This is a genomic window from Planomonospora antibiotica (genome assembly GCF_014647955.1).
Taxonomy (GTDB): Bacteria; Actinomycetota; Actinomycetes; order Streptosporangiales; family Streptosporangiaceae; genus Planomonospora; species Planomonospora parontospora.
Genome location: NZ_BMQE01000057.1, coordinates 1 through 25,963, shown reverse-complemented (window position 1 = coordinate 25,963; position 25,963 = coordinate 1). Strand labels below are relative to the sequence as shown.

Annotated in this window: 24 protein-coding genes; 13 read left to right on the top strand and 11 right to left on the bottom strand. The window is 72.6% G+C overall.

Translation table 11 applies throughout. From position 1 onward, the window contains the following. Positions 1-98: 98 nt before the first annotated feature. Positions 99-1,334 (bottom strand): cytochrome P450, encoded by a 1,236-nt coding sequence (locus tag IEZ06_RS31530; protein WP_189240325.1) that lies wholly within the window; start codon positions 1,332-1,334, stop codon positions 99-101. A gap of 231 nt (positions 1,335-1,565) precedes the next feature. Between IEZ06_RS31530 and IEZ06_RS31525 the strand changes: the two genes are divergently transcribed. After that, positions 1,566-2,513, top strand: coding sequence for an ACP S-malonyltransferase (locus IEZ06_RS31525; protein WP_189240324.1), 948 nt, complete (start codon positions 1,566-1,568; stop codon positions 2,511-2,513). A 72-nt stretch (positions 2,514-2,585) separates the two neighbouring features. Here IEZ06_RS31525 and IEZ06_RS31520 read toward each other — a convergent pair whose 3' ends face one another. After that, the gene (locus IEZ06_RS31520; RefSeq protein ID WP_189240323.1) at positions 2,586-2,834 is read right to left on the bottom strand and encodes an acyl carrier protein; all 249 of its coding nucleotides are present in this window, start codon (positions 2,832-2,834) and stop codon (positions 2,586-2,588) included. 110 nt (positions 2,835-2,944) lie between these two features. Between IEZ06_RS31520 and IEZ06_RS31515 the strand changes: the two genes are divergently transcribed. Beyond that, the gene (locus IEZ06_RS31515; RefSeq protein ID WP_189240322.1) at positions 2,945-4,492 is read left to right on the top strand and encodes an AMP-binding protein; all 1,548 of its coding nucleotides are present in this window, start codon (positions 2,945-2,947) and stop codon (positions 4,490-4,492) included. A 47-nt stretch (positions 4,493-4,539) separates the two neighbouring features. Here IEZ06_RS31515 and IEZ06_RS31510 read toward each other — a convergent pair whose 3' ends face one another. Beyond that, entirely contained in the window at positions 4,540-5,160 is a 621-nt protein-coding gene (locus tag IEZ06_RS31510; RefSeq protein ID WP_189240321.1) for a TetR/AcrR family transcriptional regulator, read from the bottom strand. Positions 5,161-5,258: 98 nt separating this feature from the next. On the opposite strand from IEZ06_RS31510, the gene IEZ06_RS31505 reads away from it, so the two are divergent. Continuing rightward, the gene (locus tag IEZ06_RS31505) at positions 5,259-6,854 is read left to right on the top strand and encodes an MFS transporter (RefSeq protein ID WP_189240320.1); all 1,596 of its coding nucleotides are present in this window, start codon (positions 5,259-5,261) and stop codon (positions 6,852-6,854) included. A 329-nt stretch (positions 6,855-7,183) separates the two neighbouring features. Further along, positions 7,184-7,666: a TSCPD domain-containing protein gene (locus tag IEZ06_RS31500; protein WP_189240319.1), complete on the top strand. Its 483-nt coding sequence runs from the start codon at positions 7,184-7,186 to the stop codon at positions 7,664-7,666. A 109-nt stretch (positions 7,667-7,775) separates the two neighbouring features. Here IEZ06_RS31500 and IEZ06_RS31495 read toward each other — a convergent pair whose 3' ends face one another. Both IEZ06_RS31495 and IEZ06_RS31490 read right to left on the bottom strand, forming a co-directional pair. Next, positions 7,776-8,261: an NUDIX domain-containing protein gene (locus IEZ06_RS31495; protein ID WP_189240318.1), complete on the bottom strand. Its 486-nt coding sequence runs from the start codon at positions 8,259-8,261 to the stop codon at positions 7,776-7,778. 42 nt (positions 8,262-8,303) lie between these two features. Continuing rightward, positions 8,304-9,737, bottom strand: coding sequence for an NsdA family TPR-like regulatory protein (locus IEZ06_RS31490; RefSeq protein WP_189240317.1), 1,434 nt, complete (start codon positions 9,735-9,737; stop codon positions 8,304-8,306). Positions 9,738-9,954: 217 nt separating this feature from the next. Between IEZ06_RS31490 and IEZ06_RS31485 the strand changes: the two genes are divergently transcribed. The 5 genes from IEZ06_RS31485 to IEZ06_RS31465 all read left to right on the top strand — a co-directional run bounded on the left by IEZ06_RS31485 (position 9,955) and on the right by IEZ06_RS31465 (position 14,024). Beyond that, a complete protein-coding gene (locus tag IEZ06_RS31485; RefSeq protein ID WP_189240333.1) occupies positions 9,955-10,203 on the top strand; it encodes a hypothetical protein in 249 nt (82 codons plus the stop codon). 44 nt (positions 10,204-10,247) lie between these two features. After that, positions 10,248-10,370, top strand: coding sequence for a putative RiPP precursor (locus IEZ06_RS31480; protein WP_189240316.1), 123 nt, complete (start codon positions 10,248-10,250; stop codon positions 10,368-10,370). A 76-nt stretch (positions 10,371-10,446) separates the two neighbouring features. Then, positions 10,447-12,216 (top strand): albusnodin/ikarugamycin family macrolactam cyclase, encoded by a 1,770-nt coding sequence (locus IEZ06_RS31475; RefSeq protein ID WP_189240315.1) that lies wholly within the window; start codon positions 10,447-10,449, stop codon positions 12,214-12,216. 306 nt (positions 12,217-12,522) lie between these two features. Continuing rightward, on the top strand, positions 12,523-12,978 hold the full coding sequence (locus tag IEZ06_RS31470) for a lasso peptide biosynthesis B2 protein (RefSeq protein WP_189240314.1): 456 nt from the start codon (positions 12,523-12,525) through the stop codon (positions 12,976-12,978). After that, positions 12,975-14,024 (top strand): protein-L-isoaspartate O-methyltransferase family protein, encoded by a 1,050-nt coding sequence (locus IEZ06_RS31465; RefSeq protein ID WP_189240313.1) that lies wholly within the window; start codon positions 12,975-12,977, stop codon positions 14,022-14,024. The genes IEZ06_RS31470 and IEZ06_RS31465 overlap by 4 nt, the downstream gene beginning before the upstream one ends. A 112-nt stretch (positions 14,025-14,136) precedes the next feature. On the opposite strand, the gene IEZ06_RS31460 is transcribed toward IEZ06_RS31465, so the two are convergent. The 6 genes from IEZ06_RS31460 to IEZ06_RS31435 all read right to left on the bottom strand — a co-directional run bounded on the left by IEZ06_RS31460 (position 14,137) and on the right by IEZ06_RS31435 (position 23,336). Next, the gene (locus IEZ06_RS31460) at positions 14,137-16,704 is read right to left on the bottom strand and encodes an ABC transporter permease (protein WP_189240312.1); all 2,568 of its coding nucleotides are present in this window, start codon (positions 16,702-16,704) and stop codon (positions 14,137-14,139) included. Then, complete coding sequence (locus IEZ06_RS31455) at positions 16,704-17,471, bottom strand: ABC transporter ATP-binding protein (protein WP_189240311.1); 768 nt, start codon at positions 17,469-17,471, stop codon at positions 16,704-16,706. The genes IEZ06_RS31460 and IEZ06_RS31455 overlap by 1 nt, the downstream gene beginning before the upstream one ends. Then, entirely contained in the window at positions 17,471-18,274 is an 804-nt protein-coding gene (locus IEZ06_RS31450) for a thioesterase II family protein (RefSeq protein ID WP_189240310.1), read from the bottom strand. The genes IEZ06_RS31455 and IEZ06_RS31450 overlap by 1 nt, the downstream gene beginning before the upstream one ends. A gap of 241 nt (positions 18,275-18,515) precedes the next feature. Then, positions 18,516-19,367: a metallophosphoesterase family protein gene (locus IEZ06_RS31445; RefSeq protein WP_229798983.1), complete on the bottom strand. Its 852-nt coding sequence runs from the start codon at positions 19,365-19,367 to the stop codon at positions 18,516-18,518. Positions 19,368-19,439: 72 nt separating this feature from the next. After that, positions 19,440-22,538, bottom strand: coding sequence for an AfsR/SARP family transcriptional regulator (locus IEZ06_RS31440; protein WP_189240309.1), 3,099 nt, complete (start codon positions 22,536-22,538; stop codon positions 19,440-19,442). Positions 22,539-23,189: 651 nt separating this feature from the next. Then, positions 23,190-23,336 carry a hypothetical protein gene (locus IEZ06_RS31435; RefSeq protein WP_157237516.1) on the bottom strand — a complete coding sequence of 49 codons (147 nt, stop codon included), beginning with the start codon at positions 23,334-23,336 and terminating at the stop codon, positions 23,190-23,192. A 315-nt stretch (positions 23,337-23,651) separates the two neighbouring features. On the opposite strand from IEZ06_RS31435, the gene IEZ06_RS31430 reads away from it, so the two are divergent. From IEZ06_RS31430 to IEZ06_RS37775, 4 genes are all read left to right on the top strand, one after another. Continuing rightward, entirely contained in the window at positions 23,652-23,990 is a 339-nt protein-coding gene (locus IEZ06_RS31430) for a hydroxyisourate hydrolase (RefSeq protein ID WP_268245640.1), read from the top strand. 165 nt (positions 23,991-24,155) lie between these two features. Beyond that, the gene (locus IEZ06_RS31425; RefSeq protein WP_189240330.1) at positions 24,156-25,700 is read left to right on the top strand and encodes an acyl-CoA carboxylase subunit beta; all 1,545 of its coding nucleotides are present in this window, start codon (positions 24,156-24,158) and stop codon (positions 25,698-25,700) included. Beyond that, complete coding sequence (locus IEZ06_RS31420) at positions 25,700-25,894, top strand: acyl-CoA carboxylase subunit epsilon (RefSeq protein WP_189240307.1); 195 nt, start codon at positions 25,700-25,702, stop codon at positions 25,892-25,894. The genes IEZ06_RS31425 and IEZ06_RS31420 overlap by 1 nt, the downstream gene beginning before the upstream one ends. Continuing rightward, positions 25,894-25,963: biotin carboxylase N-terminal domain-containing protein (locus tag IEZ06_RS37775; RefSeq protein WP_373293969.1), on the top strand; the 70-nt coding region annotated here is incomplete at its 3' end. The genes IEZ06_RS31420 and IEZ06_RS37775, both read left to right, overlap by 1 nt.

Genomic DNA, 25,963 nt, shown 5'->3' with positions numbered 1-25,963 from the left:
GCGTATGAGAACGGCTCCGCACGCGAGAAGGGACCCGCCGCACCGTGGCGGGTCCCTTCTCGCGTGCGGAGCCGTACCGCTCGTGCCGCAGGGCCGGGCTACCAGGTGACCGGGAGCTCGCCGTTCACGCCGTGCACGAGGGTGTGGCTCTTGAAGGAGACCTCCTCCCGGGGCACGGCCAGCCGCAGCTCCGGGATGCGGGCGAAGAGGGTGGTGAACACGACCTCCAGCTCCACCCGCACGATGTTCGCGCCGGGGCACTGGTGGATGCCGTGGCCGAAGGCGGAGTGGCCGAAGGTGTCCCGGTGGATGTCGAACCTGTCGGGGTCGGGGAAGACGTTCTCGTCCCGGTTGGCCGAGGAGGTGAGCGCGACGACGCCCTCGCCCGCGCGGATGAGCGTCCCGCCGATCTCGACGTCCTGGAGTACGGCGCGGGCCGGGCTGGAGTCCGCGATGCTGAGGTAGCGGAGCAGTTCCTCCACGGCGCCCGGGGCCAGCCCCGGGTCGCTGCGGAGCTCGGCGAGCTGCTCCGGGTGCTCCAGCAGGACCAGCACCCCCAGAGCGATCATGTTCGAGGTCGTGTCGAAGCCGCCGAACAGCAGGTTCTTGGCGAGGTTGAGGATGTCGCGGCGCTCGATCGTGGGCGTCTCGCGGTTCTTGACGATGATCCTGCTGATCACGTCGTCACCCGGGGAGCCCTCCTTCTCCGCGACCAGCTTGTCGAGGTAGGCCTCCATCTCGATCTGGGCGCTGATCATCTCCTCCTGCTCGACGTCGCTCCTGACCAGCGTCTCGGCGACCCGGCGGAAGAAGTCGCTGTCGGCGGCCGGCACGCCCAGCAGCTCGCAGAAGATCAGCGCGGGCACCGGGAAGGCCAGCGCCTGGATCAGGTCCACGGGGCCGCCCTGCGCCAGCATGGCGCCGATGTGCTCGTCCACGATCTCCTGGATGCGGGGGCGGAGCGCCTGCGCCCGCCGGGCCGTCAGCTCCGGGATGAGGATGCGGCGGCGCGCGCTGTGCTCGGGCGGGTCCATGGCGACCAGGGGGAGCTCCAGCTGCTGGAGCATCTCGTCCGGCACCGGGACCTGGAGGGGGTAGGCGGGCAGCTTCCAGTTCGAGCTCATCGTCGAGTCGCTGAGCACCTGCCGCACGTCCTCGTGGCGGGAGACCGCCCACACCTCCTTGCCGGACCAGCGCAGCCTCACCTTGGCGGGGGCGCCGGCGGCGCGCATCCCGGCGTACTCGGGCGGCGGGCTGAACGGGCACGTCCCCCTGTCCATCGGAAAGGGGCGGGGCTCGGAACCGTTGTCCGAAGGGCCGGTGGAATCGGTCATCTGGAGATCGCCTTTCGATCCGGGGTGTCGATCGGGAATCACGTCGAGTCTGCTAATTCGAGTCTGCTGAGAAGAATATGCGCGCATATAATCGTGTCAGCCCCTACGGACCCCTTATCCGACGGCCGCTCGATGTTCCGGATAGGGGCGGATAGGGGTTATGGGCGTGCCGCGCCGAATGGAGACTTGGGGAGACGGCCAAACCCTGTTCGTGTGGCGGGGAGCAGACGAATGAAGACCGATCTCCAGCTGGACCCTGCGATCATGTTTCCCGGAATGGGTCCCTCCGACTTCGCCGGTCTGGCGAAATTCATGCTGATAAACCCCGTCGCGCGCGGGCTGATGGCCGGCGCCGACGACGTCCTGGGTTATTCCCTCTTCGACCGCTACCGCGATTCGGTGGGCGACTACACCGAGCACGCCCAGGTCGCGTTCATGGTGAACTGCCTGGCCCTGGCCCGGTGGGCGGAGCAGGAGCTCGGCATCCGGCCCGAGGTCTGCGTCGGCCCCAGCTTCGGCGGGAAGGTGGCCGCCGTCTACTCCGGCGCGCTGACCTTCGAGGAGGGCGTGCTGATGGTCCTGCGGTGCGCGCGCGCCCTGGAGGAGCACACCGCCCGCGACCACCGCGACCTGGTGACCCAGTCCTTCGCGCGCACCCCGCAGGAGCGGCTCGACGAGATCCTCCGGGAACTGGACGAGCGCGAGGAGTGGTACGACCTGTCCTGCCACGTCGACGACGACTTCCACATGCTCACCCTGGAGCGGGGGCGGCTCGACTGGCTGACCGGGCGGTTGCGCGCCGCCGGGGGCATGCCCCTGTACACCATGCATCCGCCCATGCACACCAGGGCCCTGGCCCCGCTGCGCGACGAGGTCGAGCGCGAGGTCTTCGGCGGGCTCCGGTTCGCCGACCCGCGGATCCCGGTCGTCGCCGACCAGGACGGCCGGCTGCTCGACACGGGCGAGGGCGTGCGGGAGATGCTGCTGGACGGGTTCGTGGAGCCGGTGCGGTGGCCGCGCGCCGTGGCGGGGCTCAGGCGGCTGAACGTGCGGAGACTCTACGTGTCCGGGCCGGACGCGCTCTTCGGGCGCGTCCGGTGCACGACCTCCAGCTTCGAGGTCGTGCCGGTCACCCCGCGGGTCGCCCTGAGACCGCGGAGCCTGAGGGCGGCGGGCTGAATGGGCGGCCGGACCGGACGGAGAACGCCGTCCGGGGTCCGCGGACTCCGGACGGCGTTTCCGCGCGTTCGCTCAGGCCGGTGTGCCGATCAGCCGGGAGAGGGCGCTCCAGAGCGTTCCCGGAGTGGCGAAGGTCTCCATTTCCAGTGCCTCGTCCACGAATCTGACCTGGTATTCGCCCTCCAGCTGGGAGAGCAGGTCGACCATCCCCACGGAGTCCAGACCGAGATCGCGGAGGTCGCTTTCCCAGGTCATCTCCTCATCCGCGGAGATGAACGGCAGATGTCTGCGCAGAATTTCCTCGAACTGCTTCTCCAGCATGGTGGCTCCGAATCTTCCGTGGGCTGTGCGCCGGACTTCTTCGCTGTGAAGGTAGAACCGGCTCCGCGTGAACGGCAACCCTTGTTAACCCTTGTCCTCCCGGAGGAAGAATGACGGAGACCATCGGATGCGGATTACATGAGCGCTTTCTCCGGGGACTGTCCGGCTCACCCGGGCGGGTGGCGGTCCGCGCCGGCGCGGAGACCGTCTCCTACGAGGAGGCCCACCGGCTGGCCCTGCGGTGGGCGGGCGCGCTCCTGGCGGCCCCCGCGGAACCCCCGCGGGCCGTCGGCGTCCTGGCGGCCAAGGGGATCGAGTCGTACGTCGGCATCCTCGCGGCCCTCTACACCGGCGCCACCGTCGTGCCGCTGAACCCGGACTTCCCCGCGGCCCGCACCGAGCGGATGCTCCGGGCGGCCGGGGCGTCGGTGGTGCTGGCCGACGGGCGCGGGCTCGCGGCCCTGGCGGAGACCTCCCTGGACCTGCCCGTCGTCGCGCCCGGCGGCGACCCGGGGACGCGGCTCCGTACGGTCCCGGTCTCCCGCGGCGACGCCCTCGACGCCCCGGCGCGGGTCCGCGCCGACGACGTCGCCTACGTCCTGTTCACCTCCGGCTCGACCGGGCGCCCCAAGGGCGTGCCGATCACCCACGGCAGCACGCACCACTACTTCGGGCTCCTCGACGAGCGGTACGACTTCCGCCCGGACGACGTCTTCTCGCAGACCTTCGACCTGAACTTCGACTGCGCGATGTTCGACATGTTCTGCGCCTGGGGCGCCGGAGCGAGCGTGCACCCCGTCCCCGCGCAGGCCTACCGGGACATGCCGGCGTTCTTCGCCGAGCGGGGGATGACCGTGTGGTTCTCCACCCCGGCCGGCATCTCCATCGCCCGAAAGACCGGCGGCCTGGCCCCGGGCGCCTTCCCGACGCTCCGGTGGAGCCTCTTCGCGGGTGAGGCGCTGCGGTGCACCGACGCCGCGGACTGGCAGGCGGCGGCTCCCGGCTCGGCGGTGGAGAACCTCTACGGGCCGACGGAGCTCACCGTCACCGTCACCGGGCACCGCTGGTCGCCGGAGACCTCCGCGGCCCTGGGCGTCAACGGCCTGGTGCCGATCGGCGCGGTGCACGAGGGGCACGACCACCTCCTGCTCGCCGAGGACGGCGGGTTCGCCGAGGACGAGGGCGAGCTGTGCGTCACCGGCCCGCAGATGGCGGCGGGGTACCTCGACCCCGAGGACGACGACGGCCGGTTCCTCAAGCACGACGGGCGCGCGTGGTACCGCACGGGAGACCGGGTCCGGCGCCTGGCGGACGGGGAACTGCTCTATCTGGGACGCCTGGACTCCCAGGTGCAGATCCAGGGCTGGCGGGTCGAACTCGCCGAGGTCGAACACGAGATCCGGATGTGCGACGGCGTCGAGGACGCCGTCGCGGTGACCCGGTCCGGCCCCAACGGCACCGAGCTCGTCGTCTTCTACACCGGGGTGCCCGCCCCGCCCGTCGAGCTCGCCCGCAGGCTCCGGCGGAGCCTGCCGAAGGGCATGCTGCCGAGGGACTACCGCCACGTCGGGGAGTTCCCGCTGAACTCCAACCGGAAGGTGGACCGGGGGAGGCTGGCGGCCGAGGCGGCGGGCCGGACACCGGCGGTGGGCGGGTGACCCGCGACGGCCGGGCGGACCCGGCCCCGCCCGTCGCGGGCCCGGTCTCACTCCGGCGGGGAGCCCGCCGCCTCGGCCGCGGCGCCCCCCTGCTGCCAGGCCAGCAGGGTCCGGAAGGCCTCGGCCAGTTCGGGTCCGGTGGGGGCCCGCTCCGGGTCGACCAGCCACTGCACCATGACACCCGTCGCCAGCGCCTGGAGGAACGAGCCGACCGCCTGCGACGGCTCCGCGCCGGTCTCCGGGGACATGCGGCGGAACATCGCCGCCATGCCCTCGCGGCCCTCCTGGATGGCGTCGGCGTAGGCCCGGCGGACCTCGGGGACGCGGTCGACCTGGCCGAAGATCTCCAGGCTGGCCGCCCACAGCTCGTGGCGGTCGGAGAACTCCTCGATGATCCGCGTCCAGACGGCCTGGAAGCGGCTGACCGGGTCGGCGCCGGGGTCGGCGTCCGCCTCGGCGGCGACGGCCCGCCCGAGCTCGTCGCCCGACTCCACCACGGCCTCGATGAGCGCCTTGTTGAGCAGGGCCTCCTTCGATCCGTAGTGGTAGCCGATGGAGGCCAGGTTCGTGCCGGACGCGGCCACGATGTCCCGTGCCGTCGTGCGGGCGTATCCCTTTTCGACCAGGCAGCGCTTGGCGCCGGCGAGCAGGTCGTCGCGGTGTCCCATGGCGGTGATCCTACCTTGTCTAAGACAAACGTCTTAGACAAGGAACTATATATACGTCAGTCATATACAAGCGTCTATTACAAACGTATGGTGAGGGCATGACAGGAACCAGTCCGCAGGCGGGGCGCAAGGAATGGATCGCCCTGGCCGCGCTCACACTCCCGCCGTTCGTGGTCTCGATGGACATCACCGTGCTGTACTTCGCGGTCCCGTCCATGGCGGCAGACCTCAACCCCAGCAGCACGCAGCAACTGTGGATGATCGACATCTACGGGTTCGTGCTCGCCGCGTTCCTGATCACGATGGGGAACATCGGCGACATCATCGGCCGCAGGCGCATGCTGCTGATCGGCTCGGCCGTCTTCGGCGCGGCCTCCGCCGCGGTCGCGTTCTCCACGAGCACCGAGATGCTCATCGCGGCCCGCGCGGTGCAGGGCCTCGCGGCCTCGACCCTCATGCCGTCGGCGCTGGCGCTGGTGCGCAACGTCTTCCACGACGAGAGGCAGCGCCGTTCCGCCATCGCCATCTGGTCGGTCGGCGTGGCGGCGGGCGTCAGCGTCGCCCCGATCGTCAGCGGGGCGCTGCTCAACAGCTTCTGGTGGGGCTCGATCTTCCTGATCAACGTCCCGGTGATCGCCGTCCTGCTCATCCTGATCCCCCTGCTGGTGCCGGAGCTCCGGCTGCCCCGGGTCCGGACCGAGAGGTTCGACGTGCTCAGCTCGCTGCTCTCCCTCTTCGCGGTGTTCGCCCTGGTGTGGGGCTTCAAGGAGATCACCGCGAACGGCTTCGGCGCCCTGTCCGCGGCGGGCGTGGCGGCGGGCCTGGCCCTGGCCGCGGTCTTCGTGGTCAGGCAGGCGCGGCTGCCGCATCCCATGATCGACACCGCGCTCTTCGCCCACCGGGGGTTCGGCCCGGCCCTGGCGCTCACCTTCACCGCCTTCTTCTGCGTGATCGGCTTCGGGCTGTTCAGCACGCAGTACCTCCTGGAGGTGCTGTCCATGGGGCCGCTGGAAGCCGGGCTGTGGTTCCTCGTCATCCCCGTCCTCACCGGCGTCTGCGCGCCGGTCGCCGCGAACCTGGTCGGCAGGGTGCGGCCGGCCTACGTGATCGCGGGCGCGTTCCTCGTCGTCGCCGCCGGGTTCACCGCGATGTCCCAGCTGACGCTGGAGCGCGACCTGCTGCTCACCATCGGCGGGATCGCCGCCATCGGCGTCGGCGTCTCGACCGTCATCCCCCTGCTGACCGACATGGTGGTCTCGGTCTCCCCGGAGGAGCAGGCGGGCTCGGTGGCCGCGCTGCAGCGGACCTTCCAGGAGCTCGGCGGCGCTTTCGGCATCGCCCTCTTCGGCAGCGTCGGCGCCGCCGTCTACAGCCGGGAGTTCGCCGCGGGACTCTCCGCCGGGCCGGTGGCGGAGGTGCCGCCCGGCGCGTACGAGACCGTCGGCGCGGCGACCGCGGCGGCCTCCCGGCTGCCCGCGGAGGACGGCTCGACGCTCCTCGCCGTGGCCCGGGAGGCGTTCACCGGTTCCCTCAACCTCGGCGCCGCGGTGGGCGTCGGCGTCGCCCTCGCCGCCGCGGTCTTCACGCTCCTCCGGCTGCGCCACATCTCCTACGCCGGAGAGAAGGAGGAGGCCGCAGTGGCGGAACCCGAGCCCGCAGGGGTGGAGGCGGAGCCCGCCCCGGTCGCCGACTGAGCCGCCGCACCACCCGCCGGGAGGCCGGGACCCCGTGAGAGCCCTCACGGGGTCCCGGCCTCCGCCGTGTCCTCCCAGCCCGCGACCCCGGGCCGGAGACCCCCGGGACCGCCTCCTCCGCCCGCGCGGAGCAGTCTTGGAGCCCACTCGGAGTCCTCTTCACGAGCGCTTCCCCCAAGGCCGGGTAGCGCTGCTCGCCGAGCCGTCGACCGGTTCCGGCGACGAGGACCGAACCACGGCGGGGAGAAGCTTTGAACGCCGAACAAGTGAGACTGGTGTGCGGCATGATGCGGCGAGCAGACTCCCTAACCGCCACCCAGGAGGCCACCATGTCACCCGTGCCCGCACCCCGCCCCAACGGGCGGCACGGCATGACCCGCAGGTTCGAAGTCGGCGGAGCCCAGGGATACCTGATCACGTCGATGGCCGCGGACGGTACCCTCACCGAGGTGATGGTGCGGCTCGGCAAGCACGGCTCGACGCTCGCAGGGCTCGCCGATGCCCTTCACCACACGATCAACCTCGGGCTGCGGCACGGCGCCCCGGTCGTGGAGATCGTCCAGGCGCTGCTGGACGCCGCTTACGACCCGCGCGGCATGACCAACGACCCGGAGGTCCCGACCGCGTCGTCCATCACCGACTACGTCGCGCGCCGTCTCGCCCTGGACTTCGTCCCCTACGGGGAACGGGTCCGGCTGAGCGTGCTGACACCCGCTGAGCAGACCGCGCTTACCTCACACCGCGCCGCGGCCGCCGACGATGACGAGGCAGCAGCACTCCGGCCGCGCGGCCGGGTGCCAGCCACCGTCTGACCCAGGACTACGACCGGCAGCTGGAGTCGCGGCCGCTGCTCGAACGGCAGGCTCGCACCGGTGACTCGGCCCTCCGGCCACGGCGGGCACCGGCGGAGACCTGCGGCCGTTACACGGCGCTGTCGGCCGGCAGGTAGACCGTGCGGGCGTTCTTGCGGGCGCGCCGGGCGGCGGGGATGCGCGCCGCGGTGTTGGCCGGCATCCGCGCCGCCGCGTCCTCCCAGGTGAAGAACTCGGCGGCGTCGAGCTCCTCGACCTGCAACCGGATCCTGTTCGGGTTGGTGAGCGTGCCGCCGTCGAACAGGAAGTTGACTATGGTCCGGGGCCGCTGTTCGAACGGCGGAGCCCAGTCGACCACCAGTAGCTCTCCCACCGGCACGGTCAGCCCGAGCTCTTCGGTGATCTCCCGGGCGACGCACTCGTGCGGGGCCTCGTCCGCCTCGACGACGCCGCCGGGGATCGCCCAGTACGGCCGGTAGTTGGGTTTGACCAGCAGCACGCGGTCGTGCTCGTCGGTCAGCAGCATGCACGCCGACGTGTAGACCGTCGGCACGCTCGCATACCACTCGGAGGGCTCAAGGTGCGGCTTGCTCATCTGATCACGCTACCTTCGGTGTCCGGTCTGCACCCAGTGAGTTCACTGATCGGCTTTCGTCACTTCAAGGAAGTCGCGGGCCTCCGGCACGGCCTGGTGCTTGGCCAGCGCCCTGGCCAGCGTGGCCAGACGGGCCTGGACCCGCCGGGAGCGCAGGTGCCGGGCCAGGCCTGCAGCCCGCATGCCGAGCGCGGCGGCCTGGTCGATGTGGCCGGCTCGGGCGTGCGCGGTCGCGGTCAGCGCGGTGTGCAAGGCGCGGGTGCGGGCGTTGCCCGGAGCGAGCTGCAGTGCCTGGCCAGCGTGGGTGAGGGCCTCGGCGGGCCGGTCGAGGTCGAGCAGGCAGCGCATCGCGGTCCCAGCCAGGTGGGCGGGAGTGAAGTAGCGCGCCCACGACGGGCCGGTGCCGTCGTCGCGGTCGAGAGCACGGTCGGCCCGGCGCAGCGCGGCCCGGAAGGCGGGCAGGTCACCGGCCAGCGCGCACGCGGTCGCGTCGGTGGTGTGCAGCCGCGCGGCGACCGCCGGAGCCGGGCGGCGGCCCGCGCCTTCGACGGCGGCCCGCGCCTTCGACGGCGGCCCGCGCCTTCGACGGCGGCCCGCGCCTTCGACGGCGGCCCGGGACAGCCGTACGGCTTCGGCGGGCAGATTCAGGAAGATCGCTTGCGTGGCGAGGTTGGCCAGCACGTGCGCGCCGTACGTGCGGTCCCCGGCGGCCTTGGCCAGGCGCCCGGCGGCCTTGGCCAGGCGCAGCGCCTGCGTGAACGCGCGCTGCGCGGCGGCGTGGTCGGCGGCGTCGTAGGCCATGAACGCCAGGGTGCCGGTGAGCTCGGCCGCGACGGCGAACAACTCCCGGCCGACGGAGTCGGTGTAGGAGCCGCGCAGCATGGGCGCGACGTCCCGGGCAAGGAACTCGGCCAGGAACGTGCGGGCGTGGCCGCCGCCGTGGCGCCGGTCCAGGTCGAGGAACTGGTCCTGGCAGGTGCGCAACCGCTCGACGTCGTCGGTGTCGACCCGGCGGCTGCCGGAGCGCGCCAGGTCGTGGTCGGGCGGGTCGAAGTGCCAGCGCCATCCGGCGTCGACCGCCGCAGCGGGCACGAACGGCTGCGCCGCATCGGTGGACGGCCGGCTGAGTTTCGCCCACAGCGCGGCCGAGGCGGTGACCGCGGCGTCCAGCGAGCCGGGGAACACCAGCGTCTCAGCGTCGGGCGCCTGGGCCAGGCGGGCGAAGCCGAGCTCTGCGATCGGCACGGGGCAGCCGAGCCGGTGGCCCAGCACCGCGGCGATCAGCTCGGGGACCGGCTGCTCGGGGCAGCGGCCGCGCAGCCACCAGTACACCGAGGCGCCGTCGTAGCGCAGAACGAGACCGTACCTGGTGGCGCCGGCGCGGCTGACCTGGCGGGCCAAGGCGGCGTGGGAGCGGTCGTATCCGGCTTCGGCCATCAGCGCGTGCAGCTGGTGGTTGGTGATCGGTTTGTGCACGTCGTGCCCCTTGCCGTCCGAGGGCTGGGAGGGAGTGCTCAGCCCACGGTAAGCCGGAGTTGACGGCCCGTCACGGGAATACGCAAGAACGCGCAAGCCTCACACGAGTGGCTCAGGTCTGCGCATGCCCTCTCATCTGCTGTTTCGCCCCGGATGGGCGCACGGTGAAGACGCGGCACCGACCGGTGCCGGACCTTCCACCCGTAGGAGTTCTGCGATGGCCATCACCGGCAGGCGCACCCCCCTGCTTCCCGTCTCGCCGGCCGCGACGCGGCTCACGGCCGGGCCGGGCGCCGACACGTTCCCGATCGCGATCCCCAGCCAGGCCTGCCCAGCGCCGCCCACCGTCGTGCCGCAGCCCTTGCAGGCGAAGACCTGCAACGTCTGCGGCGGGTCGGGCACCGTCCAGACCAGCAACGGCGGCCTGCGGACGTGCACGGCCTGCGGCGGCAGCGGCAGCAAGTAAGCCCCCGCCCCGTCACCACCCCCGTCCTTGGAGAGGAGGAACCCATGTCCGATTCCAGCCTTCCGGCCTACGTGCCGCCGGCGACCGTCGTGCTCGGCGCTGTGCCTGAGGTGACGCTCGGCAAGTACGCCGAGGACAGCCAGGACAACAACCGCTACTTCGAGTAGCCCACCCCCGGGGAGGGCCGGGCCGGCCGGTGTCCGGTCCGGCCCTCCTGCTGTTCAGACGAGAGCGAGGCGAATCATGCTTGCAGGATCGACGACGCCGTTTCCTGCCCCGACGCTCTGCGCCCGGCGGCTGTGGGCCACCCCGCACCCGGTGTGGCACACCGGCGAGCGGGACTGCCGAAGCGTGCACGCCGGGCCGGTGCGGCTCGCGGTCGCCGGGGACTGCTACGCCAGCGACGAGCAGCTGCGCCGCGGGCTGCGGGCGGTGGCCGGGCGGCGCTGGAGCGAGCTGACGTGCTGGCCCGGCTCGTACTGGGTGGCCGCCACCGACGGCACCGTGACCGTGGTGCTCGGCGATCTGGTCGGGGCCCGGCCCGTCTACCACGCTCAGACCGGGCGGACGATCGTGTGGGCGACCCGGGCGGCGCCGCTGGCCGACCTGACCGGCGCAGGCGTCGAGGTCGAGCAGCTGGCCGCATGGCTGGCCGCGGCCACCGTGCCGGAAGTTCTCGGCGAGTCCACCGTCTACCGCGGGGTGGCGCTGGTACTGCCCGGGTCTCTGCTGCAGCTGCCCGGCCCCGCCGTCCACCCCTACGAGCCGCCCAGGACGGCCGGGATGGACGAAGCGGCCGGCGGGCTCCGGCACGCCCTGGTCGAGGCCGCCGGTGCCCGCGTGCGAGTGCACCCCCACCTGAGCGCCGACGTGTCCGGCGGTCTGGACTCGACCACGATCGCCGCGGCCGCCGCCCACGCCGGCGCCCGCATGCCGGTGTTCACGCACCTGCTGGCCGAAGCCCCGAACGACGACCTGGAATACGCCGAGCACGCGGCCGCGGAACTGCCCGGCCTGGACCATCACGTCGTGGCCACCGCGGACGCCTGGTTCCAGGGCCTGGACCAGGCCCCGGTCACGGACCTGCCGTACGGCGATGCCGCCCGCTGGGCCGTCCACGCCGCCTACCTGCGCGAGATCGCCGAGCACGGGACGGCGGCGCATCTGACCGGCGGAGGCGGCGACACCCTGTTCAGTCCGCCCGCCTACGCGCTGGCCGACCTGGCGCGGACCCGGCGGTGGCGGCAGGTGGTACGGCACGCGGCCGCGCGGGCCCGGCTGCGGCACCTGCCGGTGACCCGCGCCGTGCGGGCGGCACTGACCGCATCAGCCGTCACCCATCCGGAGGCGCTGTGCCACCTGGCCCGCGCCCTCGCCCGGCCCGACCGGTCACCGCGGACGCCGTGGATCCCGGCCGCCGGCATCACCGCATGGTTCACTCCGGACGCGGCGGCCGAGCTCGCGCACCGGACCCGGCAGGCCGCGCACTCGGCGCCGCTGCTGCCCGGGCATGCCCAAGCCGCCCACCGGGCGTGGTGCGAGACCCGCGAATACGGCGCTTACCACGCCCAGTACGCCGACGCCGCCGCCGCGATCGGTGTTCGGCTGCACGCGCCGCTGCTCGACAACCAGGTGGTGCGGGCCGCCCTGTCGATCCCGGTGCATGAGCGGGTGTCGGCGGCCTGGCAGAAACCGCTGCTGGCCCGGGCCGCCGTAGGACTGGTCCCCGAGCGGGTCCTGCGCCGCCCGACGAAGGGCAGTCTCGGCGGCGCCGCCTACACCGGCGTGGCCGCCCACCGGGAGGCGATCACCGCGTTGCTGGACTCCTCCCGGCTCGCCGCCGCCGGGATCGTGGATCGGGCGCGCGTCGAGAACGGTCTCGCCCGGCTGGCGGCCGGTGCGCCGGGCCCGCTGGCCGCGCTCGAACTCCTGGTCTCAGCCGAGCTGTGGTTGTCCCGGCAGGAGACGCGACCGGCGATGTGCACGGGGGAGGAGGCGGCATGCCCGTGCTGAGGCTGGTCGCGGCCCGGCAGGTGTACGCGACCGTCACCGACGTCGGCGGCATGCTGCTGGACACGCGCGGGCGGGGTCGCTGGCATGTGCTCACCGCCTCGGCCGCCGCCTGCTGGCCGTACCTGGCCGCCGGTCGCCCCACCGCCGACGCCGCGGCCGTGCTCGCCCCACCGCCGACGCCGCGGCCGTGCTCGCCGACCGGTGGGGCATCCCCCCGGAGCGGGCGTGCGCCGACGTCGACCACGTACGGCGGGAGCTGGCCGCGGCCGGGCTGCTCGTGCCGTCCCGCCCCCGCCGGAGGTGGCTGTGTCGACGATCCGCATGAGCTGCCCCGCCCCGGTCCCGGTGCCGAAGACGGCGCGGCTCCTGGCCGTGGCCGCGCTGCTGGCCGCCGTGGCGCTGCTGCGGCTGCTGCCGCTGCGCGCCGTCCTGGCCGTCGCGCACGCGGCCCGGCTGGTGATGCGACGCCACCCGGACGCGGCGGCGGTGCGGCGCCTGGCCGCCGCCCGCGACTGGGCCGGCCGCCGCTGGCCGGGCCGGGCCGCCTGCCTGGAAAACAGCCTCGCCGTCTACCTGACCGCCGCCTCCTGCGGCTACTACGCCGCGTGGTGCATCGGCTGCCGGTTCGCGCCCGCCGCCGCCCACGCCTGGACCCGGACCCGTCTGGGTCCGCTTGGAGAACCCACCGACCCCGACCGGCCGCTGCACATTACGGTGACCGTCGGAGAACTCAACCTGACCCGTGCATCGGAGCTGTCATGACCCCTGATGTTCTCGCCGCCGCCGTGGCCGCCGTCCCCCGCGAGCACTACACCGACCACCCCGTCCACGGGCGGCCGCCGCAGTCCACCGCCCAGAGCGCGATTGAGCGTGACATCCTGCGCGCCGCCGCTGGCCGCGACCTGGCCGGCGCCCGCATCCTGGAGATCGGCACCGGCACCGGCTACACCGGCGCCCTGCTGGCCGAGCTCACCGGACCGGCCGGGACGGTCGTGTCCATCGACATCGACGGCCAGCTCGTCGAGCGGGCCCGCGCCCTGCACGATGAGCGCGGCTGCCCGGTGCAGGTGGTGTGCGGCGACGGCCACGACGGTGCCCCCGACCTGGGCCCGTTCGATCTCATCGTCGGCTGGTGCAGCCCGACGTCCATTCCGGCCGCGTGGGTCAAGCAGGTCGTCCCCGGCGGGATCGTCTCCACGCCGGTCTACATCGCGCCGGTGGCCCGCGCGGTCGGTCACCTGTGCGCCACCGTCACCAGGCAGGGCACGCTCGCCGACCTGCAGCTTGGCGCCGCCGTCTACGTCGACATGGCCAGCGTCGTCAACGACACCCTCGGCGCGCCGCTGTTCTACGTCGACGCCCACAACGGCCAGTCCCACATCTCCGTGGCGTGGCGCGACCGCGACGACGACCCGGCCGCCGCCCTGGCCCTGCTCGGCCACCCCGGCCACGTCGAGGAGTATCTCCTCGGCGGTGACGGCCCGGCTGTGGCCGCCGCCTGGCGTGACGCCCGCGCCTACCTCGCCGCCCGCGACCATGCGCTCGGCGCGTCCAGCCTCACCACGTGGGGCAGCGGGGAACCCGACTGGGACGCCGGCGTCGGGTTCTCCTCCGGCCGCAACGCCGCGGTGCTCACCGACAGCGGGCAGCTGCGTGCCAATGACTCGGGTTCCCCGGCGCTGGCCAAGCTCCGCGACTACCTGCAGGCGTGGGAGGAGGCCGGGCGGCCCGGCTTGGAGCAGCTCACCGTCGCGCTTGAGCCCGGTGACAGCGGCTGGCAGGTCCGCGCGGCGCTGCCCGGGCAGTGACGTCGGCGCATCCGGCTTCGTGTGACACGCGGAAGCGCCGCCGTGCGGGAGCACGGCGGCGCGGTGCGGGCCCCGGCCCGTTCCCGAGGTGAAGCCGAGGGACGGGCCGGCGTCAGTACGCGGCGACGGCGGCCTCGGCGGGCCGGACGCGCATGGCCAGCCAGGTGGGCAGCCAGGTGGCGCCCAGGGTGAGCGCGGTGGCGATGACGACCACGGCCAGGTAGATCCAGACCGGGCCGGAGGGCACCGGGGTGCCGCTGACCGCGATGCTGAAGGGGACCAGGCTGACCAGGGAGGCGAAGGTGCCGAGCACGATGCCGATGGCCGCCACCAGTGCGGCCTCCACGCCCATCATCTCCATCACCTGGCGCGGGGTGGCCCCGGTGAGCCGCTGCAGGCCGAACTCCCTGCGGCGCTGGGTCGTGGTCATCACCTGCGTGTTGACCACCGAGATCGCGGTGTAGACGATGATCATCCCTACCAGCAGGTAGTTCACCCACGCCTGGGTCTGCTCCTGCTCGCCGTGGGCGGCGATCAGGGCGTCCCGGCCGGAGACCTGCGCGCCGAGCCCGCCGAGGGCCTCGGACAGCCGGTCCAGGTCGGCGTCGGGCGTGGTGCGCACCAGGATCCGGGTGGGCAGGCCGGCCGTGGTGTGGGCGGCGAGCAGGCGGGCGGGCAGCACGACCGTCTCGGCGCCCGGTCCCGCGGACAGCAGCGCGACGATCCTGAGGTCGGCCCGCGAGCGGTCGCCCAGCCGCATCGTGATCGTGTCCCCCACCTTGCGGGACAGGCGCCGCGCGTGCTCGGCCGTCAGCGCCACGGTGTCGCCCCGGAGATCGGCGATCGCGCCGGAGGCGACGGTCATGGCCATGGTCTGGGTCGCGCCCTCGGCGGTGACCCCGCGCAGCTGCCAGCCGTCCTCGGGCGTACCGGCGTCGTACGGGCTCTCGACGAAGCCGGTGCTGGTGACGAACTCCGACGCGGCGGTGATCCCGGGGACGGCACGGACCCGGTCCAGCAGCCCGGGGGCGAGCCCTCCGCTCGGCGAGGTCACCACGGCGTCGGCCCGCAGGCTCTCGACGAAGGCGCGCTCGCCCGCGGCGACCTGGGTGGTCTGGACGTAGAGGTTGGCGGTGGCCACCCCGGTCGCGAGCATGATCGGGGTCACCGCGGCGGCCACCCGGACGATCCGGGTCCGCGCGTTGGTCACCGCGAGCTCGCCGGACGGCGCGGAGATCCGGCGGAACAGCCCGCCCAGCACGGCGACCATCCCCTTGGTGATGACGGGGGACAGGAGTGCCAGCGCGATGGCCCACAGCAGCACCGCGGGTCCCGCCGTGGCGGCCGCCTGCGGGCCCTCCATGACCAGCATGGTCACCATGGCCAGCGCCACGCCGCCGGCGAAGCAGATCACGGCCAGGACGGGGCGGAACCAGCCGATCTTGACGGGTTCCAGGGCGGCGTCGGCGAGCGCCTCCGTCGGCCTGGCCAGCGCGGCGCGCCGGGCGGCCACCAGAGCCGCCGCGAACGAGGTGACCAGGGACACGCTCACCGCGATCAGGGCGGGGATCCAGCCCTGGTGGAACACCACCTTCTCCGGCACCATGCCGGCGCCGGCCAGCCGGTCGAACAGCCAGCCGCCGAGGTAGGGGCCGAGCAGGCTGCCCAGCGCCGCGGCGAGCACGGCCATCACCATCGCCTCGCCCAGCACCAGCCGGCGGACCTGGCCGGGGGTCGTGCCGATCGCGCGCAGCAGTGCCATCTCGCGCTGCCTCTGGTGGACGGAGAGCCCCAGGGTGCTGGCCACCACGAAGACCACGACGATGATCAGCAGTCCGCCGAACACCCCCGCCAGGGTGATCAGGCTCTCGCTGCTGACCGCCGACTCCAGGAACTCGGCCCTGCCGCGCTCGTCGCCGGTGAGCACCACCGCGCCCTGGCCGGCGAGCGCCGTCCGGATGCGCTCGCCGAGCTCCTCCGCGTCGACGCCCGCCGCGGCCAGGACCCCGATGGCGTCCACCTTCCCGCCGCGGCCGGTAAGGCTCTGCACGTCGGCGGAGAGGAAGAACACGGGCGCCTCCGCGACCTCCCGGTCGTCGGGGGGTACGGCGAGGCCGCTCACCCGGTAGGTGCCCGCGGTCCCGCCGGCCGCGATCCGCACCTGGTCGCCGGTTCCGACCGAGGCCTCGGCGGCCAGCCCCGCGTCGAGCACGACGTCGCCCGGCCGGGTCGGCGGCGTGCCGCTGCTGATCGTGTAGGGCGTCAGCTCCGTCGACCCCCACCCGTGCCCGGTCGCCCGGAGGCCGTCCGCCACCGCCGCCGGGAAGGACACGTCACCGATCGCCCTGGCGACGCCGGGCACGGCCGCGACCTTGTCGGCCACGCCGGCGTCGAGCCGGACGCGCTCGGGGAGCGTGACCCACTCGGAATCCTCCTCCTCGTCCTCCTCGCCGCCCGCGCTCTTCGCGGCGGGTGCGGCCCGGGGGATCTCGTACGACTGGTCGCCGGTCACCACGACCGAGGCGGCGGCCAGGCGGTCGGGCGGTATGGCGAGCCGGATGCCCGTCTCCATCAGGCCGCCGCAGGCGGAGACGACCGCGGCGCCCAGGAGCATGGCCACGAAGGCGGCCATGAAGGCGCTCCCGCGGTACCGCAGGCTGCTCAAGGCGATGCCGAGCATCAGCGCCGCCCCCCCACCGGACGCGCGTCCCAGGCGCCGAGACGGGTCATCCGGTCCGCCACCGCCTCGGCGGTCGGGCGGTTCAGCTCGTCGGCGAGCCGGCCGTCGGCGAGGAACACGACGCGGTCGGCGTAGGACGCCGCCACCGGGTCGTGGGTGACCATGATGACCGTCTGGCCGGCCCGGGTGACGGAGTCGCGCAGCAGATCGAGCACCTCCAGCGCGGTACGGGTGTCCAGCGCGCCCGTCGGCTCGTCGGCGAAGATCACCGCGGGCTGGGTGACCAGCGCCCGCGCGATCGCCACCCGCTGCTGCTGGCCGCCGGAGAGCTCGGCCGGCCGGTGGTGCCTGCGGTCGGCGAGCCCGACCCGCGCGATCACGTCGGAGACGAGCGCGAAGTCGGGTGTCCGTCCCGCCAGCTTCAGCGGCAGGGTGATGTTCTGCACCACGTCCAGCGAGGGCAGCAGGTTGAACGACTGGAAGATGAAACCGATCCGCTCCCTGCGCAGCTTGGTCAGCGCGACCTCGTCGAGCTGGGTGATCTCCTCCCCGGAGAACCTGACCGATCCTGACGTGGGCCGGTCAAGTCCGGCCGCACAGTGAAGGAAGGTGCTCTTGCCGGATCCGGACGGGCCCATGACGGCGGTGAGGGTGCCCCGGCCGAAGGCCGCGGTGACCCCGGCGAGCGCCGTCACGGTGCCGCTGCCCCTGCCGTAGACCTTCTGCACGCCGTCGAGACGGACGATGTAGTCGACCTCCGAGGTCATCACTGGTGTTCCCTCCGTACGTCCTGCCGCGGGCGCGCGTCCAGACGCGCGGCACGGCCCGAGATGTGGTCCGTGATCTCCCTCATCACCGCTGCGGCGTGGGAGCTGAGATAGAAGTGGCCGCCCGGGAACACGCGCAGGGTGAACGCGGCGTCCGTGTGCTCCCCCCAGGCCTCGGCCTCGGCCATGGTCACGTGGGGGTCGGCGTCTCCGGTGAGGGCGACGACCGGGCAGCTCAGCCGGGGGCCCGGCCGGTAGCGGTAGGTCTCCGCCGCCTTGTAGTCGCTGCGCACCGCCGGCAGGATCGCCTGCAGCATCTCGTCGTCGCCGAGCACCTGGGCGTCGGTGCCGCTCAGCCGCTTCAGGTCGGCGACGAGGCCGGCGTCGTCGGTCAGGTGCACCCGCTCCTCGCGGTGGCGGGACGGCGCGCGCCGGCCGGAGGCGAACAGGGCCAGCGGCACGGTGCCCTCGGCTTCGAGCCTCCTGGCGACCTCGAACGCCAGGGTGGCGCCCATGCTGTGGCCGAAGAGCGCGACAGGGCGGTCGAGCGCGGGCCGCAGTTCCCGCGTCACCAGGTCGGCCAGCTCGCCCAGGTCGTCCACGCACCGCTCGCCGCGGCGGTCCTGCCTGCCGGGGTACTGCACCGCCAGCACGTCCACCGAGGGCGACAGCGCCCTGGAGACGGGGAAGAAGAACGGAGCGGATCCGCCCGCGTGGGGGAGGCAGACCAGGAGGGCGCCGGCGTCCGGTGCGGGATGGAACCGCCTGATCCAGGGACTGGTGTCGACGTTCGTGTCTGTCATGCTCGTGCGGCATCCTCTCTGTGCCGTTCACCGCGAGTCGGCCCGGTCGGCCGGCGGCGTCGGAAAGGCAGGTGGAATCGCATTCTCGGTGCTCTCCATTGAGTCATAAGGGAGGCCTCTGCCTCCAGGCGGACGACCCCCTATTCGGGTGCCGCGGACCCCTGTTCCGCGGTGCGGGGGCCAGGTGCGCCGGGGAGATCCGGAGCGCGGAAAGGGGAGGTCAGGGGTCGGCCGGTCCCGGTCACGCGCCCCGGACGGGGAGCACCGTTCTCAGGGGCGAGCCGGGCCGGTCCCACCGGCGCCACTCCCGCGGGTAGCCGAGGGAGACCTCCTCGAACCGGACCCCGTCGTGCCAGGTGGTCCGCGGGATGTGCAGATGGCCGTAGACGACGGCGCGGGCGTCGTGCCGCAGGTGCCAGTCCCGGGTGAGCTCGGTGCCGCACCACTGGGCGAACTGCGGATGGTGCAGCACCCGGGTGGGCTCGGCGTTCAGCGGGAAGTGGTTGACCAGGACCGTCGGGATGCCGGGCGTGCGGGCGGCGAGGCGGCGCTCGGTCTCCGCGACCCGCGCCCGGCACCAGGCCTCCCTGCTGGGGTGGGGGTCCGGATGGAGGAAGAACTCATCGGTGCACACCACCCCCGTCTCGTGCGCCCACTCCATCGCCTCCCGCTGCGACAGCCCCGCCGGGCGGAAGCTGTAGTCGTACAGCAGGAACAGGGGGGCGACGGTCACCGGGCCGCCGGGCCCGGTCCAGACGGGATACGGGTCCTCGGGGGTGATCACGCCGATCCGCCGGCACGTCTCGACCAGGTGGCGGTAGCGGGACTCGCCGCGCAACTGGACCGGATCGTCGCGAAGCGTCCACAGCTCGTGGTTCCCCGGTGTCCAGACCACGGTGGAGAACCGCTCCTTGAGGAGGCGGAGCGCCCACTCGACGTCGGCGGCGAACTCGCCGACGTCACCGGCGACCAGCAGCCAGTCGTCGTCCGAATCCGGTCGCAGCCCGTCGAGGACCTTCCGGTTCTCCTCGTGGGCGATGTGGAGGTCGCTGATCGCGAGCAGCCGGCCACCCGTTCTCTCGATAGCGGTCACACCAGCGAGCGTAGGTGCCGTGCGGCCGGGGAAGAACGCTCCCGGCCGACATCACGGGGGCGCCGGATCCGGTCAGGGGGCGCCGGTGTCCGGGTAGGGGGACGGTTCGGGGTGCGGCCGCCGCTCCCGGACGCGGTCGGTGAGCTGGACGCGCAGGCGCTGGGCGGCGGGGGGGTCGATCCGGTCGATCACCGAGAACGCCTCGGCCAGGGTGGTGCGGGCCTCCGCGGAGTCCCCCAGCGCGGCGTGCGCGTCACTGAGCATGCCGAGGGCGTGCGCCTCGTCGAGCGGGATGCTCATCGTGCCGAACAGCGAGAGCGCCTGCCGGAGGTAGCCCACGGCCTCCGCCGGGCTCTCCTCCGACAGGGCCAGCTCGCCCAGGCCCGCCAGGGTCCGCCCCTTCGCGAGCCGCTCACCGGAGGCGTTGGCCAGCATCAGCGCGTACCGCAGCGAGCTGCCCGCCTCGGCGAGGTCGCCCTGCCGCATCCGTGCGATGCCGAGGCCGTACAGGATGTAGGTCTCCCCGGTGGAGTCGCCGATCTCGCGGACGGCCTCCAGCGCCTGGCCGAACGCCTCCACCGCCATGACGGGCTCGTCCGCCTGCAGGCAGGTGTGGCCCATCCGGTGCAGCACCTGCGCCTCGGTCCTCCTGCTCACACCGTCCCGCACCAGGTGCAGCGCCTCGGTGAGCAGGCGCTTGGCGCCGTCGGAGTCACCGCACTCCAGCCTGACCTGCGCCAGGTTGTGGAGCACGAAGATGGGCGTGGTCTGGTCGCCGGTCCGGCGGAGGATCTCCAGGGCCTGCTCGTAGCGGGCGGCAGCGCTCTCCAGCCGGCCGCCCATCCGGTCGAGGTAGCCGACGTTGGCGATGGTCATGCCGACGCCCTGGTCGTCGCCGATCTCCTCGAACAGCTTGATCGCCGCCTCGAAGTCGCGGCGGGCGTTGTCGAACCGCTGCTCGGTGCTGGCGAGCGAGCCCATCGAGTACAGCATGGCGGCCTGGCCGCGCACGTCCCCGGCCTGGCGGGCGGTGGACAGCGCGATCTGCTGGGTCTCCCGCCAGTCGTCCAGGTAGACCCGGGACTCGAAGAAGGTGGCCGCGCCGATGGCGAGTCCCCAGCAGATCTCGCTGAAGCCCGCCTGCGCGGCCTGCCGGATGCCGGAGACGAGGATCTGGCGCTCGCGCTCGAACCAGTCGAGCGGCGCGGCGACCAGCCGGCCGACCAGCTGCTCCGGAGGCGACCAGACGGCGGTGGTGCTGGAGATCAGCATGCGGTTGTCGTACTCGCGGCGGCGGGCCGCGTCCACCAGGGAGAGCAGGCCGCCGAGCACCCGGGCGAGCGCCGCGCTGCGCTCGGCGGCCGGTTCCTCGATGGCGAGGCGCTCCCTGGCGAACACCCGGATGAGATCGTGGAACCGGTACTGGGTGTGCACGCCCTGCCCGGTCCCGGTGGGCTCGACCAGCTGCGCGTCCGCCAGGTCGTCCAGCAGGTCCTGCGCCTCGGGCAGCGGCCGCTCCAGCAGCGCGGCGCCGACCCAGGCGGAGAACACCTGCGACTCCAGCACCGCCAGCCGCCGGAAGAGCCGCCGCGCCTCCTCGCCGACGCTCTCGTAGGTGAGCGAGATGCTCGCCCGGATGCCCATCTCGCCGTGCTTGAGCTCGTCGAGCCTGCGGGTCTCGTCCTCGAGCCGCTCGACCAGCTGCCCGATGCTCCAGTGAGGACGTGCGGAGAGTCTCGCGCCCGCGATGCGCAGGGCCAGCGGCAGCCGCCCGCAGAGCCTGGTCAGCGCCGTCGCGGCCTCCGTCTCCGACTGCACCCGGTCGGCCCCGGCGATGCGGGTGAGCAGGTCCATCGCCTGGGCGGAGTCGAAGACGTCGACGTTGACGTGGACGGCGCCGGCCAGGCCGGTGAGCCTGCTCCGGCTGGTGACGATGACGGCGGAGGCGGGGCTGCCGGGGAGCAGCGGCAGGACCTGGCCCTCGTTGCCCACGTCGTCCAGCACGATGAGCATCCGGCGGTCGGCGAGCAGGGCGCGGTACATCTCCGCGCGTTCCTCCAGGCCGTCGGGGACCGCGGTGCCGACCACCCCGAGCGCGCGCAGGAACCGTTCGAGCACCTCCATCGGGCCGACCGGGCGGGAGGCGCCGCCGTGCAGGTCGGCGAAGAGCTGGCCGTCGCGGTACTCCTCGACGACGGAGTGGGCCACGTGCACCGCGATCGTGCTCTTGCCGATCCCGGGCTTGCCGACGAGGACGATGATCGGCACGGCGAAGCTGGAGCGGCCCTCGACGGAGGCCGTCAGGCGCTGCCGGATGTCGTCGATCTGCTTGGTCCGCCCGGTGAAGTCGGCGATGTCGGTGGGCAGGAGGCGGGGGACTGCGGACGGGGTCTCGGGGGTGAGCAGCACCGGCTGCACCGGCAGGTCGAGGCTCGAATCGGAGGTGAGGATGGCGTGCTCCAGCTGCTGGAGCCGCTCGTTGGGCTCCAGGCCCAGTTCGTCGATCATCACCTGCCTGGCCCGGCGGTAGACCTGCAGCGCCTCGGCCTGCCGGCCCGAGCGGTACAGCGCGATCATCAGCTGGGCGCGCAGCCGCTCGCGGAGCGGATGGCGCTCGGTGAGCGCGGTGAGCTCGCCGACCACCTCGTGGTGGCGGGCGAGGTCCAGCTCGAGGTCGATGCAGTCCTCCGCGGTGGAGATCCAGTGCTCGTCGAGCCGGCTCGCGGCGGACTGGACGAGCCTGCTCTCGATGCCGTCCAGCGCGGGCCCGCGCCACAGGGAGAGCGCCTCCCGGTAGTGGGTGACGGCCCCCTCGCGGTCGCTCTCCTTGCGGGCGTGCCGCGCCCGCAGGACGAGGTTCTCGAAGCGGCGGGAGTCGAGCCGGTCGTCGGGGATCTGGACGGAGTAGGCCTGCGACTGCGTGGAGATCATGTCCGGGCTGCCGTGGGAGGCGAGCAGCCGCCGGAGCGTGGAGATGCAGATCTGGATCTGGGCCCGCGACGTCGTCGGCGGGTCGTCCCCGTAGATCGCCTCCATGAGCCGCCCGACGGTGACCGCGCGGTTGGCGTCCAGGAGGAGTACGGCGAGCACGGTCTGCTGCCTGGCGCCCCCCAGGTCCACCCTCTGGCCGTTGAGAGTGGCCTCAAGAGGGCCCAGAATGTGAAACTCCACCCGCATTTCTCCTTGAGGAAAGCTTCCCCCGCCCGTACGCGCAGTTCTCACTGCGCGACGGGTGGTGAAGTGCAGCGCTCATCCCGTGTGGACCTCCCCCGCAGGGCGGATGGATCACCGCGCCGGAGAGGCCGTATGCGCTTTAACAGCTTTCGCGGAGAATGCTACTTGTTATGCGCTATGTGCGCCAGCGCAACCCGGTTGATGTCCTGTCGGACGAGTTCAGAGGGGTTGTCAAAGGCGGACGGGCGCCGGAGCGGGTGCCGCGCCTATTGGTTGCGTCGTGGAATATCTCGGTTTCACCTGCGGGCGGCCCGGCCGGGCCGACCCGGAGCCGCCGCCGGATCCGATCACTCTCCGTGATGAGAGTCAGGGCGCCGGGCGGGCAGGTGTGCCGCCTCGGCGCGACGTCCGGGCGGGAAGGCGGCGGCGGATCCCGCGGATCCTCGCCCTCCCGCCCGAATCTGACGACTCTCAGTAATGATCAGAAAAGAGCTCTGTCATCCCGGCTTTCCGCCGGCGCGTGGTCGTCGGCGGAGCCGGAATCGCGTCCCCGGGAAAACCGCCGCCTAGTGCGTCTTTTTTCGCAGATTATATCCGCGGGTCCGGCGGTGTTTCCTCGAATGAAATTCCGGGGTGATCAACGGCGGATCACGGCCAGGGGGAGCAGCAGTACGCGGGGCCGGCCGGAGCCGGGGCGGAAGCGGCGGCCGCACCGCTCGCGGGAATGGTGACCACGGTGAGGAAGGCCGCGGCGGCGGCGATGCGGATGATCCGGGTGCGGACGTTCTTCTTCATCTTCGACCTCTTGTCGTCGATTCGCGCGGCCAGGGGAGCGGGCCGCTGCTGTTGTCCCGAACCTAGGAAACGCCGCCATCCGCCCGGTATCCGATCGCTTCTACCGTGCCATCAGAGCAGCTCAAGACGTCCGCACAACCGGCAGCCGCCCGTGGATAGCAGTGCGAAGCCCTCCTGATAGCAGGATCGGGCACGCTGGCCGGAGGGCCTGACCGGCGAGCCCCGTCGCCTCCGGTGACGCCTGGGAGGATCCCGGGCCTTTTTCGCGAGCCGGTCCGTAGCCGCAGGCTCCGGCAGATTGGTGTTCCACTAAAGATGAGCATTACCGTGCAGGCGTTGGATGGTGTGTATGGACGTTCGGCCGCCGGAGTGCGGGCGCGACTGGAACAGGTCGTCGACGACGTCTGGGCGGCGGTGGCCGGCGCCGAGACCGACAGCAGGGGCTGCGTCGACGACTGGAGCGGAATGGACTTCGAACGAGGGCTGTTCCGGATCGTCTTCGACAGCGACCACTACTTCGCGGGCCTCGGGCTGAGCGCGGTCTACCCGGAGATAACCGTGATGTTCCGGATCCCGGACGCGGCGCATTCCTACCGGATCCAGGTGACGCTCGCCCCGTCCGCCTATTCGACGTATTTCGGCTCGTGTGCCTGAGGAGCCCGCGGGCGGGCGGTCCGGGTACGGGGCGGCTAGGGGTGTGACCGGTCTCTCCTCCTTCCTACCGTGTGATCTATTCGCAGCGTTGAGGAGATCCGCATGCGTGTAGAGAAAGAGATCAGAGCCGTCCCCGTCCGGGTCGACGGTCTGCCGCGGGAGTCGATGCGCGACCGGGTGACGGAACTGGAGCTGCTCCGCGACAGCGTCCACGAGGGGCCTGATCGGGAGGCGACGGCCAGGCAGCACGCCAAGGGCAAGCTGACGGTGCGGGAACGGCTCGACGTGCTCCTGGACGACGGTTCGTTCGTGGAGGTCGAGGCGTTCCGCAGGCACCGCGCGACCGGTTTCGGCCTGGAACGGCGCCGCCCGCACACCGATGGGGTGGTGGCCGGGTGGGGGCGCGTCCACGGGCGCGACGTGATGGTGTACGCCCACGACTTCCGGATCTTCGGCGGGGCGCTGGGCGAGGCGCACGCCGAGAAGATCCACAAGACGATGGACCTCGCCGAGGCCGCGGGCGTGCCGCTGATCAGTTTGAACGACGGGGCGGGTGCGCGGATCCAGGAAGGCGTCACGGCACTGGCCGGTTACGGCGGCATCTTCCAGCGCAACGTGCGCTCCTCCGGGGTGATCCCGCAGATCAGCGTGATGCTCGGGCCGTGCGCGGGCGGGGCGGCCTACTCGCCGGCCCTCACCGATTTCGTGTTCATGGTGCAGGACACCGCCCAGATGTTCATCACGGGTCCCGACGTCGTCAGAGCGGTGACCGGTGAGGACATCAGCCACAACGCGCTGGGCGGCGCGCAGGTGCACGGCACCCTCTCCGGGGTGGCGGGGTTCGTCTATCCCGACGAGATCTCGTGCCTGGAGGACGTGCGCCACCTGCTCTCCCTGCTGCCCGCCAACAACAGGGAGCTGCCTCCGCGGATCGCCTCCGCGGACCCGCCCGACCGGGTCAACGACGTGCTCCTGGACCTGGTGCCCGCCGACCCCACGCAGTCCTACGACATGTCCCGGCTGATCGCGGAGATCGTGGACGACGGGGAGTTCTTCGAGTTCCACGCCGGCTGGGCGCCCAACCTCATCTGCGGGCTGGCCGCCTTCGACGGCCGGGTGACCGGCGTCGTGGCGAACCAGCCCGCCCACCTGGCGGGCGTGCTGGACATCAAGGCGTCGGAGAAGGGCGCCCGCTTCATCCAGATGTGCGACGCGTTCAACATCCCCCTGGTGAGCCTCGTCGACGTCCCGGGTTTCCTGCCGGGAGCCGACCAGGAGCACGGGGGGATCATCCGGCACGGCGCCAAGCTGCTGTACGCCTACTGCGCGGCGAGCGTCCCGCGCATCCAGGTGATCGTGCGCAAGGCGTACGGCGGCGCCTACATCGTGATGGACTCCCGGTCGATCGGCGCCGACCTCTCCTTCGCCTGGCCCACGAACGAGATCGCGGTGATGGGCGCGGAGGGGGCGGCCAACGTCGTCTTCCGCCGGGAGATCGCCGCCGCCGCCGATCCGGCCGCGCAGCGCGCCATCCGGGTCGAGGACTACAGGAGGACCCTCATGCATCCCTACTACGCCGCGGAACGAGGGCTGGTGGACGACGTCATCGATCCCCGCGCGACCAGGGCGACCCTGGTCCGCTCGCTCCGGCTGCTGGAGGCCAAGCACGTCCCCGCGCCCGAGCGCAAGCACGGAAACCCGCCGATGTGATGGACGACCGCATACTGCGCGTCGTGGCGGGAGACCCGACGCCGGAGGAACTCTCCGCACTGATCTGCGTGCTGTACCGGACGGCCGCGGGCCGGGACGGGGAGGACGCCCGCGTCCTCCCGCCCGCGCCCCGCTGGAAGCCGCACGGCTACCGGTCGCCGCGCTCCTGGACGGCGGGGAGACGGGTGCCGTGATCCGCAGAGTCCTGATCGCCAACCGCGGTGAGATCGCCGTGCGAATCGCCCGCGCCTGCAAGGACGCCG